The following is a 16,170-nucleotide window of genomic DNA, read 5'->3' on the forward strand; positions in this document are numbered from 1 at the left end:
CGTGCGCACGGGGTCGGGTACGGACGACGGCAGGTGCGCAGGGGCCCGGGTACGGGCGGGGTCAGGTGCGGACGGGGGCGTCATCGGTGACCGGCCGGTCGTCCGGGACCGTCCAGCGCCGGCCGTTCTCCCAGTAGGACTGGACCTCGTCCAGGGAGCGCCCCTTCGTCTCCGGCGCCAGCGCGTACACGAAGAGCCAGGACAGGACGGTGACGCCGAGCAGGACCACGAACGTCAGCATCCCGCCGACGGCGTCGAGCAGGCCGAGGAAGAACTGGGCGACGAGCAGGTTCGCGGTGAGGTTCGTCAGCAGCATCGCCGACGCTCCGGCGCCGCGCAGATGGTCCGGGAAGCCCTCGGCGGCGAAGATCCACACCACCGATCCGAAGCCGAAGTTGAACCCGACGATGAAGACGACCAGGCCGAGGAGACCGACGACCGCGGCGGCGTCGGCGGCGAACATGACCACCATCAGCGCCTGTCCCAGGGCCATCAGGGCGGTGCCCGCGAGCAGGGCGGGCCGCCGTCCGAAGCGGTTGAACCGGTCGATCGTCAGGGCGCAGACCAACGCCGCCGCGGCGCCCGCGAGTTGGACCAGGCCCGGCAGCACGAGCAGTCCGAAGGAGTCCGTGTAGCCCATGTGCTGGAAGATCCGCGGGCCGAAGAACACCACCGCGTTGATGCCGGTGGCCTGGACGAAGAAGCCCAGGACGACGACGAAGACCGTCAGCGTCCGGTAGCGGGGGCCGAGCATGGTGCGCAGGGTGCCCGGCCCGCGCGGGGCTCCGGCGGCCGGGCCCGCCAGCCGTTCCCGCCGGAGCTGGTGCCAGCGCTCGGTCTCCGGGAGCCGGGTCAGCAGCACGGTGCTGGCGAGGGCGAGGACGCCGGGAATCGCGAGCATCAGTCGCCACTGCCCGCTGCCCATCAGGAGGTAGCCGCAGAGGTAGCCCAGCGCGCATCCGAAGGACGTCGCCACCTGGTACAGGACGGCGATGCGACCGCGGGCGCGGGTGGAGACGGATTCGGCGATGAAGATGGGCATCGCCACGATCGCGACGCCCATCATGGTGCCCTGGACGAGCCGGCTGGCGTCCATCCACACCACGTTCTGCGCGGTGACGGCCAGCGCGGTGGCCGCCACGTAGAGCAGTGCCAGCCAGATCAGGGTGGCGCGGCGGCCGAGGGTGACGACCAGTCTGCTGCCCAGCAGCACGCCGGCGATCCAGCCGGCCGAGGTCGCGGCGTACAGCGAGCCCTGCTGGGCGGTGGTGAGCCTGAAGTGGTCCGTGACCAGCAGCAGCGCGCCGGCCATGGCGCTGGCGTCGTAGCCGCCGGTCACTCCCTTGAGGACGGCCAGGAGGCTGACTCCGGCGTCCTGTCCTGGCCGGGCGGCGGGGGTGGGGTTCACGGGGTCAGTCCCTTCGGTCCGCGGGGCCGCGTGCCGCCGCGTAGCCCTCGGCCGTCGCGTAGCCCCCGGCCGCCGGCGCATCGCCGTCGGCCGTCACCGCGCCGTCGACGGCCGCCGCTCGCACCGCGGCCAGCAGGGAGGGGTGCATGTCGGCCGAAGCGAGGCAGACCTCGAAGACCTGGTCCGCCTTGTCGAAGGGGCGGGTGAGGTCCAGGGGCCGGCCCTGCAGATCGGTGCAGATCCCGCCGCATTCCCGGAGGACGCAGACGGCGGCCGCCACGTCCCAGATCCGGCAGCCGCGGTGGACGAACGCCGCGTAGGCGCCGTCGGCCACCATGCAGATGTCGAAGACGCTGTTGCTCATCCGGACCCCGAGGCAGGTCGACCCGATGGCGGCCACGAGCCGGCCTTCGGCGGCCATCAGCTCGGCCGGGCCCTTGTCCATCCCGTAGGCCACCAGCGCGCGGCCGGGCCCGGTGGCCGGGAGCGGTCCGAGCGGGCGCCCGTTCCGGGTGGCGCCGCGGCCGGTCCGGGCGACGTACACGGTGCCGAACGCGGGCAGCGCCAGTCCGCCCGCGAGCACCCCCCGGGGGCCGACCGCCGCCACCATCACCCCGAACAGGGGGCTGCCGGCGGCGTAGTTGCTGGTGCCGTCCAGCGGGTCGACGACCCAGGTGACCTCCTGGTCGCCCGGGGTCGCGCCGCTCTCCTCCTCCAGGATCGCGTGCCCCGGGTACCGGTCGGCGATCCGCCCGGTCAGCAGTGCGCCGAGGGCCAGGTCGGCGTCGGTGACGATCTGGTTCTCGTCCTCCGGCTTGACCGTGCCCCGGGCCGTGTCCCGGACCGGGCCCCCGTCCGTGCCCGGGCCGCTGCCGCGCATCCGGACGGCCAGCTCGGACGCCTCACTCAGGACGGAGCCGATGAACTCCGTGTAGTCCGCGGCGGGCGGGCTCACTGCTCGGCCTGCGTGTACCGGGCGAGGATGGGGCGTTCCGGGCTGATCACGGTGTCCGGGATCTCGTCCGGGGCGAAGAAGCGCCAGGCGCTGTTCTCGGTGGTGTCCAGGGCGACCACGGCGTCCTGCGGCAGCCTGGCCGTGTAGGCGGCGGTGACGTTGTAGATCTCGTCGCCGTGCGGGTAGCGGTAGTAGTACTCCACTCCGGAGAAGACCCCGAGCAGGTGCAGCTCGCCGACCTCCAGACCGGTCTCCTCCTTCAGCTCGCGCCGCCCGGTCTCCTCGAAGGATTCCCCGGGCTCCATGAGTCCGCCGGGCAGTCCCCAGCCGCCGGTGTCGGCCCTCTCCAGGAGCAGGATCCGGCCGGCCGGGTCGGTCACCACGACCGAGGTCCCGGGGAGGATCAGCGGCCGGGTTCCCACCAGCCTGCGCAGGTCTGACACGTAGTCGTTCACGATGCTGTACCACCACTTCTGTGCTGTGCCGGATCGTTGGCCAGTCGTTGCCCGCCCGCTCCGCCGACGTGGCGACGGCTCAGCCGGACGTGTGGAGCTCGGTGACAAGATCGCAGATCTCATCGACGAGATCCGCGGGCATATGTGAGAAGAGCGGCAGCGTGATCACGCTCGACGCCAGTTCCTCGGTCACGGAGAGCTCCGTGCCGACGGGAACGCCCCGGTAGGCGGTCTGCTGGTGCAGCGCGGGGCTGAAGTACCGGCGGTTGCTGACGTTCTCCCGGTGCAGGCGCTCGGACAGCGCGTCGCGGCTCATCCCGAACCGCGCACCGTCGACGCGGATCCCGAGGTCCTTGTACGAACTCGCCGCACCGGCCGGGAGCTGCTGGAAATCCAGGCCGGGCAGGCCGGCCAGGCGCGAGCGGTAGCGCTCCACCAGGGCCCTCCTGACGTCGAGCCAGCGCGGCAGGGACCTGAGCGCGTGCGTCCCCATGAGTCCGGACACCTCCGTCATCCGGCCGTTGAGCCCGATGACGCGGCTGTCGTAGTCTCCGGGGTTCCCGTACTCCCTGGCCGTCCGGAGCCTGGCGGCCAGTGCCGTGTCGTTCGTGGCGATCAGCCCGCCCTCCCCGGTGCTGAGGGTCTTCGTCGGGCTGAGGCTGAACACCTCGGCCACGCCCTTGCTGCCGACCATGCTCCCGTCGGGGTAGCGGCTGCCGAAGCCGTGCGCGGCGTCGAAGATCAGCGGGATGCCCCGGGAGTCGCACAGTTCCTGCAACCGGTCCGCGTCGCACGGGGCTCCGAAGGTGTGCATCCCCATCACACCCGCCACGTCCGGGACCACCGGGGCCAGGGCCTCCGGGTCGAGGGTCCAGGTGCGGGGGTGGGACTCGGCGAACCGTACGCCGTGCCCCGCCCAGTCGACGGCGTGGCCGGACGCCATGAACGTGAAGCTCGGGACCGCGATGTCGCCGGTCAGGTCCAGGCAGCGCAGCACGAGCATCAGGCCGGTCGTGCAGTTGCTCACCGCCACGGCACTGGCGACGCCGAGGTAGCCGGCCGCGGCCTCCTCGAACTCGCGGACGTGCCGGCCGTTGGTGAGCATGCCGGACCGGAGGATCTCCTGGAAGGCGGGGCCCATCCCGGCGTCGAGGTCGATGGTCGGGCGCGCCAGCGGGACGAGTTCGGGGAAGCGTGGTGGGCGGACGGTGCTCTGCGGGATCTGCGTCATGGGAGGGCTCCTCAGGGCTTGGTCGTCGACGGCGTTCGGTCGGGGCGTCCGGTCGGGGCCTTCGGTCGCGGCGTCCGGTCACGGCATCCGGACGCGGGCGCCCGGTCAGAGCGCCCGCGTCCGGACGGACCCCTCGCGCCGGGCGACCGCGATCTGGTGGTTGCTGTACCGGGCGGCGCCGAAGTCGGCGAACTCGCCGTCGCGCATGGCGTCCCGGATGTGGCGCACCGTGTCGACCACCCGCAGGCTCGGGCTGAATCCCAGCTCCCGGGCGATCGGATCGAAGTTCACCCGGTAGTTGCGCGGGTCCGTCTGCTCCTTGCGGATCTCCACCCCGGTGCCGGGCACCTCCTCGGCGATCAGGTCGCCGACGGCGTCCATCCGGTAGTTCTCCTCGCGGGAACCGCAGTTGTGGACGGTGGTGCCGATCCGCCGGACATCGCCGAGGGTGAGCTGTACGGCCGAGGCCGCGTCCTCGACGTGCAGGAACGGGCGCCACTGGGTACCGCCGTGCACGGTGACGGCACCGCGTGCGACGGCGTTCGCCGTCATGACGTTGACGGCGAGGTCGAACCGCATGCGGGGCGAGAGGCCGTGGATGGTGGCGAAGCGCAGCAGGCGGGAGGAGAGCATGTCGTGCGGCAGCGAGAGCAGGTAGTGCTCGGCCATCACCTTGGACTCGGCGTAGACCGACTGGGGTGCCAGCGGCGACCAGGCGTCGACCTCCCGGTCGCCGGTGACCCCGTAGTTGCTACAGGTCGACGCGAAGACCAGGGACCGCACGTCGGCCCGCCGGCAGGCCTCGGCCACCTGGATGGTGCCCCGGTAGTTGACCTCCCAGGCCGTGTCCGGGTCGACGCCGCAGGCGGGGTCTCCCACGATGGCCGCCAGGTGCACGACCGCGTCCACGCCCTCCAGGGCCTTCTCCCAGGAACCGGTGTCGCGGACGTCGCCGTCGACGTAGGCGATGCCGGGCAGGTCGAGTTCCGGGCCGCCGACCATGCCGTTGTCGACCACGACCACTTCCGCTCCGGAGCGGGCGAGTCTGCGGGCCAGCACCGACCCGATGTACCCGCGCCCTCCCGTGATCAGGTACCTCTGCATTGCTCGTTCTCTCCTCGCTCTGCCCGTCCGCGCTCCCGGAGGGAGGCCGCGGCAGCCGGGCGCGCACGGTCGAAGGTGGATGTCGGCGGCTGGTCCGCCGGCCGAAGGCGGTCGGGCGCGTTCACGCCCCCGCCAGCCGGGCGTCGGCCACCACGATCTGGCCCAGGGAGATGCCGCCGTCGTTGGTCGGCACCTGCTGCTGGCAGTACGCGTCGAACCCCGCCTCGCGCAGCTCCACCAGGCAGTTGACCAGTAGGAACTCGTTGAGGAAGACGCCGCCGGACAGGACGAGCTGCCGGGTGCCGACCTCGCCCAGCGCCCGGCAGCGCTCGACGACCATGTCGACCACGGCCGAGTGGAAGCGACGGCTGATGGCGGCGGTGTCCAGGCCGGCCGCCAGATCGACGGCGAGCGCCCGGACCATCGGGCGGGGATCGATCTCCGTCACACCGTCCCGGGGCGTCGCGCCGAAGCGGTAGCGCTCCTCGGGCCGCGCCATGGTGAAGTCCCGCCCGAGCAGCCCCTCCAGCTCGATGGGGCCCTGCGCCTCGTACTCGGCGTGCGTGGTGAGGGCGAGCAGTGCGGCCACGGCGTCGAACAGCCGGCCCATGCTGGAGGCGGGCGGGGAGTTGACGCCGCGCCTGGCCATGGTGGCGAAGACGTGGCGCTGCCGGTCGTCGAGGGTCTCCAGCACCGGGAACGCCGCGACCGCCGCGGCCGGGTCGCCGAACGCGTCCAGGGCGAGGGCGAAGCCCGTCCTGATCGGTTCGGTGACCGCCCGGTCGCCGCCCAGGAGCGGCAGGGTCCGCAGGTGTGCGACCCGTTCGGCCTGGCGGAGGTCACCGACCAGGATCTCGCCGCCCCAGATGGTGCCGTCCAGGCCGTAGCCGGTGCCGTCGAAGATCACGCCGATCGTCCGGCCGGCGAGGCGGTTCTCCGCCATGCAGGACGCCATGTGCGCGTGGTGGTGCTGTACCTGGACGACCCGCTCGAAGGTGTCCCCCTGCCGCTCGGACGCGAAGCGCGTCGCGCGGAACTGGGGGTGCAGGTCGACGGCGGCGTGCCGCGGGTGGAGGTCGTGCAGGGTCGCGAGGTGCCGGACGGCCGCCTGGTGCGCACCGAAGGTCTCGTCGTTCTTGATGTCGCCGATGTGCTGGCTGACGTAGACGCGGGAGCCGCTGCTCAACGCGACGGTGGTCTTCAGCTCGGCTCCGTAGGCGACCAGCGGAGCCAGGTCGGTGCCCACCTCCACCGGGTACGGCGCGTAGCCGCGGGCCCGGCGGATGAAACTGACCAGTGGGGCGCCGAGCCGGGCGTGCTCGGAGTACCGGACGATCGAGTCGTCGACCCTGACCTCGATGTCGCGGTCGTTGTAGAGGATCAGGTCGGCGACGTCCAGGAGTTGCTCCAGCGCGTCCTCGTTGCGGTACACGATGGGGTAGCCCGAGATGTTCCCGCTGGTCATGACCAGCGCGTCCGGGCCGGCCCGACCGACCAGCAGGTGGTGCAGCGGCGCGGAGGGAAGCATCACCCCGAGGTTGGGGTTGCGTGGGGCGACCTGGTCCGGCAGGCCCCGCCCCCGCTTGCGGAGCAGGACGATCGGGCGGGCGGGCGAGAGCAGCAGCTCGGCCTCGGGCGGGCGGACCTCGGCGAAGGACGAGACGGTGTCCAGGTCACGGGCCATCACCGCGAACGGCTTGGAGTCGCGCCGCTTGCGGGTCCGCAGCCGGGCGACCGCCTCGGCGTCGCGGGCGTCCACCGCGAGGTGGAACCCGCCGATGCTCTTGACCGCGACGATCCGGCCCTCGGCGAGCGCGGCCAGCGCGCCGGTGAGCGCCGCCGCGCCCTCGGCCGACGTCACCCCTGCCGATGCCCCACCGGCCGCTGCCCCACCGGCCGACGTCCCCCCGGGGCCCGCGAGCAGCAGCCGGGGGCCGCAGTCGGGGCAGGCGTTGGGCTGGGCGTGGTAGCGCCGGTCCAGGGGGTCCCGGTACTCGGCGGCGCAGGGCGGGCACATGGTGAAGCCGGCCATGCTGGTGGCCGCCCGGTCGTAGGGCAGGTCCCGGATGATCGAGTACCGCGGGCCGCAGTTGGTGCAGTTGACGAAGGGGTAGCCGTGGCGCCGGTCCGCGGGGTCGCGGAGTTCGGCGAGGCAGTCGTCGCAGACGTAGGAGTCGGCGGGGACGATGGTGCTGCGGACGCCGCCGTGCCGGGACTCCCGGATGACGAAGGCCTCCGCCCTCACCGCGTCGGAGCCCAGCTGTTCGACCCGGACGTCCGTCACCCGCGCCTGCGGCGGCGCCTCGGCGCTCAGGGCCTCGGTGAACCGGTGCACCTGTCCGGCCCGGCCGGCGACCTCGATCAGGACGCCCTCCGGGTCGTTGAGCACCCAGCCCGTCAGGTCGTGCTTCAGTGCGAGCTTGTAGACGAAGGGCCGGTAGCCCACGCCCTGGACCACGCCGCGGACGCGGATGCGCCGCCGCTCGTTCGCCTCGCTGTTCGTCGTCATCTCCTCGTCTCCCCGTTCAGCACAGACGCGGCAGCTCGGAGCCTTCGAGCTCCTCGACCACGGAGTCCCGGCCGTCCGGGCCGCGCATCAGGACGACCGGCTCGGCGTCCTGGGTGACCTCGCCGATCGTGACCGCCTCCGCGCCGTACCTGTGCGAGCGCAGCGCCGCCAGCACCTCCTCCTCCGCCGCGGGGTCGACGAACAGGCACAGGCACCCCTCGTTCGCGGAGTGGATCGCGTTGATGCCCAGCATGTCCGTGGCCATCACCGTCTCGAACTGGACGGGGAGGCTGTCCTGTTCGACGCGGATCGTGAGCCCGGACGAGCCGGCGTACTCGTGCAGGACGGCGGCCAGGCCGCCCCGGGTGACGTCGCGGACCGAGTGCACCGCCCCCGCGCCGACCGTGGACAGCAGTCCGTCCAGGAGTCCGTTCAGCGGCGCGCAGTCGCTGAGCACGCGCTGCTCGAAGCCCAGCCCCTCACGGATCGACAGCAGGTGGACCGTGTGGTTGCCGATCGGTCCGCTGAGGATCACCCGGTCGCCGGCCCGGACGTCCCGCATGCGCAGCGGCTCCCGCTCGAAGACGCCGACACCCGCGGTGTTGATGTAGATCTGGTCGGCCTCGCCCTTGCGGACGACCTTGGTGTCGCCGCAGACGATCTGGACCCCGGCCTCGCGCGCCACCTCGCGGATCGAGGTGAGCACCCGGACCAGGCGCGGGATCGGCAGGCCCGTCTCCAGGATCAGCCCGAGGGTGAGGTAGAGCGGGCGCGCGCCGACCACGGCGAGGTCGTTGACCGTGCCGCAGACCGAGATCTTGCCGATGTCGCCGTTGCCGAAGAACGGCGGGTCCACCACGAACGAGTCCGTGGTCATCGCGATGCGCCCGGCGGGGATCGACAGCATCGCGCTGTCCTCCATCTCGCCGATGTACACGTCGCCGAGGGTGTCGACGATCAGGGAGATCAGCTCGTGACTGAGCTTGGCGCCGCTGCCGTGGTCGAGAAGGACCTCGTCGGGGCCGCTCACCGCGCTTGCCATCTGCACGTCCTGCCTTTCCGGTACGGGGGTGGGGATCACGGAACCCGGCGCCGTGGGCGGCGGGTCGGGAACGGCGCCCGGCGCCGGGTTCCGTCGGACGACGGGAAGGACCGTTACGGAAGGGTCTTGGGGATCCTGCGCGGGAGCTCGCCCTTGGTGTCCAGGGTGTCCAGGACCTCCTGCGAGTCCGCGACGGTGGCGCAGTACCCGCTCAGCCAGGTGAGCGAACGGTCGCGGTCCGCGGCGTTGTCGGAGACCACGCAGTCGGAGGCCACCCAGACGTTGTAGCCGCGGAAGAAGGCGTCGGCGGCGGTGGTCTGCACACAGATCTGCGTCTGGAGCCCGGTCACCAGCACGGTGTCGACGCCGGCCGCCTGGAGCAGGTCGTGCATCTCGGTCTCGTAGAAGCCGCTGTCCTTGGTCTTCTCGACGACCACGTCGCCCTCGGCGAGGAAGGCGGGGAGGATGGCCGCCCCCTCGGTACCGCGCTGGAGCGGAAGGGTTCCGTCGGCCCGGCGGTTCGCATTCGGGTCGTCGGGCAGGTTGATCAGCTGGAGGTGGTAGACGACGTGGCCGCGCTTGCGCATCTCGTCCAGGAACCCGGTGAAGCCGGGCTGCGCGGCGGCCATCACCGCGGTGCGTTCGGCGGTCAGGGTGGTGACGTCGCTCTGCAGGTCGTTGGTGAGCACGGCGATCTTGCCCATGGAGGCTCCTTGTCCGGATGAGCGGCTGGTGAAGCGGGAGGCGGGAGGGGGCGGCAGCGGACTCTTGGGTCCCGGCGGGCGGATCGCCCGGTGCCGACTCCTTGAGAATGAGGGGAACCCCCCATTCCCGGCTACCGATCGGGACAGGCCTGGACGGCCCTGGACACCCCCGAGGACAGGTCCTTCCCCACCGGTCCCGAAGGCGTCATCGCGCCTCGGCCGGGCGGACGGCGATCCGCAGCAGGACATGGCGGGTACCGGGTTCGTGGCGCAGGACCGCACGGGACCCGGGCGGAAGGTAGAGCACCTCACCCCGGAGCAGCCGCAGCACGAGCGGCTTCCCGCGGTCCCCGGTCGTGTCCGCCGGGTCGGGTTCCCCGCCCGGGGCCACCTCGACGCCGCTGGCCCCGGACTCCTGCAGCACCACCAACTCGTCCTGCTCCAAGGCCAGCTGGGTGAACGTGCCGGTGGGCGGTCCGGCCGCCAGCCTGACGACGGCCCGGCCGAGGAGCCCGGCGAGCCCGTCCGCCAGGACCGAGCCCAGGTCCAGCGCCGGGACGCCGCCCACGGATGCCGGATCGCACTCCGGCCACAGGACCGCCGGTCCGCTCCCGTCCCGTGCCGAGACGAACCTCGCGAGTTCCTCCAGGAAGCCGCCCTCGTGCGGCTCTTCCGGTCCCCAGTGCATGGTCAGCCCCTTTCGAGCCCGGAGGACGATTCCTCCGAGTCCTACATGGTGGGCGTCCGTCACGCGTCAGGGCAGTCAAGTGGTTCCGGTCCCCGGGCGGCCGGTGGGCCGGCCCCCGGGGCCTCGTGGACGCACCCGCTCTCAGTCGGGCAACAGCCCCGCCCGCACCGCGGCCACGCCCGCCTGGAACCGGCTCTCGACGCCCAACTGCTGCATGATGTCGGCGATGTGACGGCGGGCCGTGCGCAGCGACATGCCGAGGCGCCGGGCGATGGCCTCGTCCTTGAGGCCGGCCGCGAGGAGTTCGACGATGGTGCGGTCGATGTCCTGGGCGACCTTCTCCAGGCCTTCGGCGGCGGCGACGGCGAAGGGCCGGGCCCGGTCCCAGGTCTGCTCGAAGATCTCGCAGAGGTAGGCGACCAGCCACGGCTGCCGGACGGCCACCGAGCCCCAGGAGTCGTCGGAGGCCGGGACGAAGGCCAGCTGCCGGTCGAAGACGATCAGGCGTCCGAACAGTTCGTGGCTCGTCCGGTACTGGCCGCCCAGGCACGAGGCGGCCTCGACGTACGCCTGGCTCGGGCCGTTGAAGCGGGCCGTGTGGTGGTAGAGCGTACGCATCCTGATGCCGCGCCCGAGCAGGGCCCGGTCCCGGACGAGCGCCTCCCGCATGGCCTCCGGGCTCCGGCTCCCCCCGCCGGGCTGACTGGCCAGCACCTCCGTACGACACCGGTCGGCGGCGTGGTTCAGCGCCGACCGCACCTCCGCGAGGCTGGTGAGGACCTCGACGCCGACGCCCCGGTGCCGGTCGACGCCGTAGTAGTACGGCATGAAGCCGGACAGCAGGACGCGCCGGTCGGCGATCCACTCCTCCTCCCTGCGGATCCGGTCCTCGCCCGGCGCGGCCAGCTGCGCCATCGCCACCTCAGGGGGGATCGCGTAGCCTGCCCCCGCCCCGGTGGGGAGGGGCGAGATCAGACACAGTTCACCGAGCCGCCGCAGCGCGGCCACGGCGCTCTCCACGGGAACACCCAGGGCCGCGGCGACGGATTCGGGGTCCACCCGGCGGTGCACCAGGACCCACTGGTACACCCGCGCGTCCAAAGGATCTGCCGGTAAGTCGGATTCAGCCGGATTGCCCACGATCGTCCCCCGTTCCCTTTGGTGCCATGCAGTTTGATGAGGCGTCTTCATCATGGTCTAGACAACAAGCCGGTGAAAAGCTCGCCGCCAAGCGCACACCGGCTTCGTCAGCGCACCCCGAGGGGACTTCCGTGAAGCGCATCTCCACCACCGCCAGACTGCTCGGCACCACCACCCTCACCTGCACACTGCTCCTCCTGGGCACCGCACTCGGCAACGCGGCCGCGGACGCCGGAGGAGCGTCCACGGCGCCGCCGTACACGGTCCTCGCCGACACCTCCTGGGGCGGCCTCGCCCCCTGTGGCCCAGCCTGCGACAAGTGACCGTCCAGCCGCGTTCACCCATGGCTTGACCGAACCGGAACCCATGGCTCGACCGACCAGGAGGGCACGATGACCCCACCGACGCAGCCCGCCACCCTCTCCGCCCGCGAAGTCGAAGTCCTGGAACACCTCGCCCAGGGACTCACCTACGGTGCGATCGCCCGGCGCCTCCACATCAGCCCCCACACCGTGGAGACCTACCTGCGCCGCATCCGCGCCAAGACCGGCTCGGCCAACCGCACCCAGCTCGCCCTGCTCGCCCTCGCCCCCGAACGGTCCCTGCCGACCGAGCACCGGCCCGGCCCGCACCTCCCCCACCCGGGAGTGCCCGGCGCGGCCGGCGCACCCTCCGCCCCCGACCCGGCGACCGCCACCACGCCCGCCGAGTTCGTCAGACAGCTGCGCCTCCTGAAGGCCTGGGTGGGGGAGCCCTCGCTGCGCCGGCTGGAACGACGGACCGGACTCCCCCGCAGCACCCTCGCCCGGTCCCTCGACGTCCGCCACAACCGCCTGCCGCCGCTGGAACGCGTCATCACCATCGTCCGCGCCTGCGGCGTTCCGGCCGCGGCCGCCGACCACTGGGCGGACCACTGGAGGCGGATCCAGATGCTAGCCTGCCTGCCGCAGGACACCGCGGAACCGGCCGGACGACACCCGTCACCAGGAGCTCCGGATGCACGAGTCCGATAACGCCGCCCCGGACGAGGACGAGCGATCGGCCCGCGCCCGGCTGGACCCGGGCGCCTACGACTTCTACGCGACCGGCGCCGCCGGCGAGGTGACCCTCCGCGAAGCCGAACAGTCCTGGCGGACGCACCGCCTCCTCCCCCGGATCCTCAGGGACGTCTCCGCGGTCGACACCGGCCTCGACCTGCTCGGCAGCCGGCTCTCGCTCCCCGTCCTGCTCGCACCGACGGCGTTCCACACGATGGCGCACCCCTCCGGCGAAACCGCCACCGCCGCCGGGGCCGCCGCCGCCGGCTCCCTGCTCGTGCTCTCGTCCCGGACGACGCGCCCGATCGAGGAGGTCGCCGCGGCCGCCGGCGCCTGGTGGTACCAGGTCTACGTCCTGCGCGACCGCGACCTGACGTTCAGCCAGGTGGAACGGGCCGTCCGCGCCGGAGCGAGTGCGCTCGTCCTGACCGTCGACGCTCCCGTCGTCGCGCGGAAGGCCAGGCGGAGCCACCCGCTCCCGCTCGCCGACGGAGACCTGCGAACGCGCGCGATGGCACCCGGCACCCGCTCACCGGACCGGGAGCAGGATCCGTCCATCGGCTTCGACATCATCGGGGAGCTGAAGCAGGTCTCCGGCCTGCCCGTCGTGGTCAAGGGCGTGCTGCGCCCCGACGACGCCCGGTCCTGCGTCCGGGCCGGCGCGGCGGGGATCATCGTCTCCAACCACGGCGGCCGGCAGCTCGACCGCGCCCTCTCCTCCGCGGCCGCGCTGCCGCCGGTCGCCGCCGAAGTCGGCGACGACGTACCGGTCCTGGTCGACGGAGGCATCCGCTCGGGGATCGACGTCCTCACCGCCCTCGCCCTGGGCGCCCGGGCCGTCCTGATCGGCCGACCGGTCCTCTGGGCACTCGCCACCGGGGGCAGCACCTCCGTCCGGGACCTCCTCACGGCACGCCGCGCGGAGCTGGCCGAGGCCATGGCCCTGGCCGGCGCCCGCGACCTGCGCGAGGTCACCGCGGACCTGCTGGCACCCCGCCGCGACGCCTGACAGCGAGGTCACACCGCCTGCGGATCGGCCGCCTCCACTACTTCCGACGCCACGGCACCGCATGGCGCCGGCCCAGTGAGAGCAACTGCGACACCCGGCGCCCTTCCGGCGCCTTCCGCATCAACTCCCCCATCTCCGTCTTGAGTTCCTGGGCCGGCTCGCCCAGCACGATCCCGCTGATCAACCATTCCAGCATCAGGCGGTTGTACTCGTCGTCACCCCTGTAGCGCTTCCGGTTGCGTTCCACCACCGCTGCCGTGATCCGTCGGCCACCTCCGTCCGCCGGAGCGAAGGTCGCTTGGAAGATCCCGTGGCCCGTCCAGCTCCGGTGCAGGAAGACGACGTTCCCCTCGGTGAAGACGATCCACTTCTCGTCCATGTCCCGGGCGCAGTAGCCGAGCTGAATGCGCTCCCAGTCCGCATCCGACCAGACCCGGTCCGGCAGGAGCGGCATCGGCCGGGGGGCGGAGATCGGCCGGACCCGGTCGGAGAGCGAGGACCTGGTCATGCGTTCGTCGGCGGGCATGCCGCGATCCTACGCAGGCGCCGTACGCGACGGCAGCGCTCGCAGGCCGCTCCCCGCCTGGCGCCCACCGACCCGACACTTCGGACCGTCATCATCACCTCGCCACCCTGCCGTTCCCCACACGGCGCCGTCCGGCGCCCCTGAGCGCACCCGCCCTTGCCAGATACTACGGTCACCGTACTATTGTGGCGGTCGTGACGAAGAAACGCTCCATGCAGGAGCCCACCTTCCTGCTGCTCACCGCCCTCGCCGACCAGCCCCGGCACGGCTACGCCCTCGGCGACGAGGTCGCCGCGATCTCCGACGGCCGGGTACAGCTCGGCGCCGGCACCCTGTACGGGACCCTGGACCGGCTGCTCGCCGAAGGCCTGATCCGGGTCGAACGGGAGGAGACGGTCCACGGGCGCCCCCGCCGCGTCTTCGCCCTCACTCCGACCGGCACCCAGGCCCTCACGGACGAGAGCGAGCGGCTGCGGGCCGCCCTCCGTGAGGCCGACCGGCGCCTCGCCGTCACCCGGACCAAGCTCGCGGGAGGCCTGGCATGATCCCGCCCCGGAACCACCACGACCATCAGCCCGCCCGTCTGACGGCCCGTCTGACGGCCCGTCTGACGGCCCGTCTGCTGCGCGGCGCCCTCGCCCTCTACCCGGCCTCCTACGGCGCCCACGCGCTGGCGGAGGTCGCCGACCACGCCGAGCGCCGCGTCCGCACCGCGAACCCGCTCGCCGGGCTGCGCGAGGTCGCCGATGTGGCGGGGCACGGAGCCCGGGCCCGGTTCGGCCTGGTCTCCCACCGGCCGACGGGCCTGGCCCTGGCCACCGCGGCCCCGCTCGCCGCGGCACTGGCCGGCAGCTACGCCGCCGTGCACCTCTGGTGGGCCGTGCGGGCAGCCACCGACCCGGACAGCGGGGCACGCGTCGGATCACTCGTCGCCGCGCTGGCGCTGCTCGTCCCGGCGGCGCTGATGGCCGTCACGGCCCTGGCCGGCCGATGGACCGCCGCCAGGGCCCTGGCGGCGGCCACCGTCGTCCTGGCACCACTGCCCGGCCTCCTCGTCCGCCCCGAACTGCCCGGCGTGCACATCCCGCTCACCTACGGTCTCGGCGGCGCCGACGCCGCGCTGTTCGCCCTCAACGCCCTCGTGCTGCTGATCGCCCCGCCGGACCGCACCACCCGACCCCGCTCCGCCGTCCCGTGGGCGGTCGTGTTCACGCTCGCGGCCTCGGACGTCCTCCTCGCCCTGACCCACGGCACCGGCGGGGGGACGGCCTTCCGCACCGTGTTCCACCTCGCCGCCCCCGTGGTCACCGGCGCGGCCGTCGCCTGCACCACCCGCACGGTCCGCTCCGCGGCCCTGACCGCGGCCGTCCTGGCCGTGCCACCCCTGATCACCCCCACGCTGGTGGGCCACACCGTCATGAACCCGACCGCCGTCCTGTTCCCGGTGCTGCTGTTCACCGTCGGGTACTCGGTCGTCCTCGCCGCGGTCCGCCTCGCGGGCCGGCTCTCCCCGCGGACCGACCCGCAGCAGCCCTGACCCCCGGCACCCGCCACGCCTTCACGCCCTGCCCGCAGAACTGCCGGCAGGGCGTGAAGGCCTCGTGCGAAGCCGGCGAGGACGCGCTGTGGGGCCTCCACGAGGAAGATCCCCGGAGAACTGCGGCTGCTCCGCCGCCCCGTCACCGCGTCACCGCGGCCCTTCCGGCCGAGCGGAGCGGACGCCCTCTCAGCGCTGGTGCGGCTTCCGCCCTCGCTGCTCCGTCACGCCCGGGGTGAGGTGCGCCGGTTGCTCTGCCGCCGGAGCGCCTCGCCGCCCCTGGGCGGGGCCGCCGGAGCGCAGCCGTGCGGCGGTGGCCGACAGCTGGATGGCGGGTCCTGGCTTCCGGAGGGCGCGCCCCATGGCCACCAGCCCGGGGACGTCCACCTCGGCGGCCGACGGCGTCGGGGCTTCTTCCTGCCGGGGCCCGCTGCCGAGGACCAGCAGCGCCTCCGCCGCGGGCAGACCGTTCGACCGCCGTACGGACCGGCTGTAGACGCCCGCCGCCGCGCCGAGTGCGAGGAGGGCCTCCGCGCTGGGCAGCGCGACCCGGTCGCGGCGGAGGCGGTCGGCCGCCAGCTGGGCGAGCCGGGCGATCGTCTCGCACGCGCGGACCGACACGGTGCGGAGGAACTCGGACACCCGCTGGTCGCCGAGGAGGCGGCCGGCGGACTCACCGGCTCTTTCGGCGAGCGTGTGCCAGAGCCGGGAGACCGCGTCACGAACGATGCGGACCTGCTGCCACTCGGGGACACCGGTCAGGGATTCGGCGTGCCGGTGGGCGTCGCGGAGCGCGGCGTCGACGGCGGCCGCCGCGCCGCGCGC

Annotated in this window: 17 protein-coding genes; 5 read left to right on the forward strand and 12 right to left on the reverse strand. The window is 73.1% G+C overall.

Translation table 11 applies throughout. The annotated features are described in order from the left end of the window. Positions 1-61 precede the first annotated feature (61 nt). The 10 genes from BU198_RS03215 to BU198_RS03260 all read right to left on the reverse strand — a co-directional run bounded on the left by BU198_RS03215 (position 62) and on the right by BU198_RS03260 (position 11,185). Positions 62-1,408, reverse strand: a complete 1,347-nt coding sequence (locus BU198_RS03215; protein WP_188295284.1) for an MFS transporter — start codon at positions 1,406-1,408, stop codon at positions 62-64. A gap of 4 nt (positions 1,409-1,412) precedes the next feature. After that, positions 1,413-2,363, reverse strand: a complete 951-nt coding sequence (locus BU198_RS03220) for an inositol monophosphatase family protein (RefSeq protein ID WP_188295285.1) — start codon at positions 2,361-2,363, stop codon at positions 1,413-1,415. Next, a complete protein-coding gene (locus tag BU198_RS03225; protein ID WP_317619938.1) occupies positions 2,360-2,818 on the reverse strand; it encodes an NUDIX hydrolase in 459 nt (152 codons plus the stop codon). Before BU198_RS03225 ends, BU198_RS03220 begins: the two co-directional genes overlap by 4 nt. Positions 2,819-2,897: 79 nt before the next feature. Next, positions 2,898-4,049, reverse strand: a complete 1,152-nt coding sequence (locus BU198_RS03230) for a DegT/DnrJ/EryC1/StrS family aminotransferase (RefSeq protein ID WP_188295287.1) — start codon at positions 4,047-4,049, stop codon at positions 2,898-2,900. 105 nt (positions 4,050-4,154) lie between these two features. Further along, a complete protein-coding gene (locus BU198_RS03235; protein WP_188295288.1) occupies positions 4,155-5,153 on the reverse strand; it encodes an NAD-dependent epimerase/dehydratase family protein in 999 nt (332 codons plus the stop codon). Between the two features lie 121 nt (positions 5,154-5,274). After that, the gene (gene hypF, locus BU198_RS03240; protein ID WP_188295289.1) at positions 5,275-7,662 is read right to left on the reverse strand and encodes a carbamoyltransferase HypF; all 2,388 of its coding nucleotides are present in this window, start codon (positions 7,660-7,662) and stop codon (positions 5,275-5,277) included. A 16-nt stretch (positions 7,663-7,678) separates the two neighbouring features. Next, positions 7,679-8,704, reverse strand: a complete 1,026-nt coding sequence (hypE, locus tag BU198_RS03245) for a hydrogenase expression/formation protein HypE (RefSeq protein ID WP_188295290.1) — start codon at positions 8,702-8,704, stop codon at positions 7,679-7,681. A gap of 113 nt (positions 8,705-8,817) precedes the next feature. Next, positions 8,818-9,408 carry a cysteine hydrolase gene (locus tag BU198_RS03250; protein ID WP_188295291.1) on the reverse strand — a complete coding sequence of 197 codons (591 nt, stop codon included), beginning with the start codon at positions 9,406-9,408 and terminating at the stop codon, positions 8,818-8,820. 205 nt (positions 9,409-9,613) lie between these two features. After that, the gene (locus BU198_RS03255) at positions 9,614-10,096 is read right to left on the reverse strand and encodes a hypothetical protein (protein ID WP_188295292.1); all 483 of its coding nucleotides are present in this window, start codon (positions 10,094-10,096) and stop codon (positions 9,614-9,616) included. A 141-nt stretch (positions 10,097-10,237) separates the two neighbouring features. Continuing rightward, the gene (locus BU198_RS03260; protein ID WP_317619939.1) at positions 10,238-11,185 is read right to left on the reverse strand and encodes a helix-turn-helix domain-containing protein; all 948 of its coding nucleotides are present in this window, start codon (positions 11,183-11,185) and stop codon (positions 10,238-10,240) included. 182 nt (positions 11,186-11,367) lie between these two features. On the opposite strand from BU198_RS03260, the gene BU198_RS03265 reads away from it, so the two are divergent. From BU198_RS03265 to BU198_RS03275, 3 genes are all read left to right on the forward strand, one after another. Beyond that, positions 11,368-11,559, forward strand: coding sequence for a hypothetical protein (locus tag BU198_RS03265; RefSeq protein WP_188295293.1), 192 nt, complete (start codon positions 11,368-11,370; stop codon positions 11,557-11,559). A gap of 69 nt (positions 11,560-11,628) precedes the next feature. Next, a complete protein-coding gene (locus BU198_RS03270; RefSeq protein ID WP_188295294.1) occupies positions 11,629-12,249 on the forward strand; it encodes a response regulator transcription factor in 621 nt (206 codons plus the stop codon). After that, positions 12,233-13,282 (forward strand): alpha-hydroxy acid oxidase, encoded by a 1,050-nt coding sequence (locus BU198_RS03275; RefSeq protein WP_188295295.1) that lies wholly within the window; start codon positions 12,233-12,235, stop codon positions 13,280-13,282. Before BU198_RS03270 ends, BU198_RS03275 begins: the two co-directional genes overlap by 17 nt. Before the next feature lie 37 nt (positions 13,283-13,319). Here the strand turns inward: BU198_RS03275 and BU198_RS03280 are convergent, their stop codons facing one another. Further along, complete coding sequence (locus tag BU198_RS03280; RefSeq protein WP_188295296.1) at positions 13,320-13,808, reverse strand: hypothetical protein; 489 nt, start codon at positions 13,806-13,808, stop codon at positions 13,320-13,322. 212 nt (positions 13,809-14,020) lie between these two features. On the opposite strand from BU198_RS03280, the gene BU198_RS03285 reads away from it, so the two are divergent. Together BU198_RS03285 and BU198_RS03290 are read left to right on the forward strand one after the other, a co-directional pair. After that, entirely contained in the window at positions 14,021-14,353 is a 333-nt protein-coding gene (locus BU198_RS03285) for a PadR family transcriptional regulator (protein WP_188295301.1), read from the forward strand. Continuing rightward, positions 14,350-15,345 carry a hypothetical protein gene (locus BU198_RS03290; protein WP_188295297.1) on the forward strand — a complete coding sequence of 332 codons (996 nt, stop codon included), beginning with the start codon at positions 14,350-14,352 and terminating at the stop codon, positions 15,343-15,345. Before BU198_RS03285 ends, BU198_RS03290 begins: the two co-directional genes overlap by 4 nt. 189 nt (positions 15,346-15,534) lie before the next feature. Here the strand turns inward: BU198_RS03290 and BU198_RS03295 are convergent. Next, a partial coding sequence (locus BU198_RS03295; protein ID WP_188295298.1) for a hypothetical protein occupies positions 15,535-16,170 on the reverse strand: 636 nt, incomplete at its 5' end.

Source organism: Streptomyces sp. CBMA156 (assembly GCF_014596515.1).
Taxonomy (GTDB): domain Bacteria; phylum Actinomycetota; class Actinomycetes; order Streptomycetales; family Streptomycetaceae; genus Kitasatospora.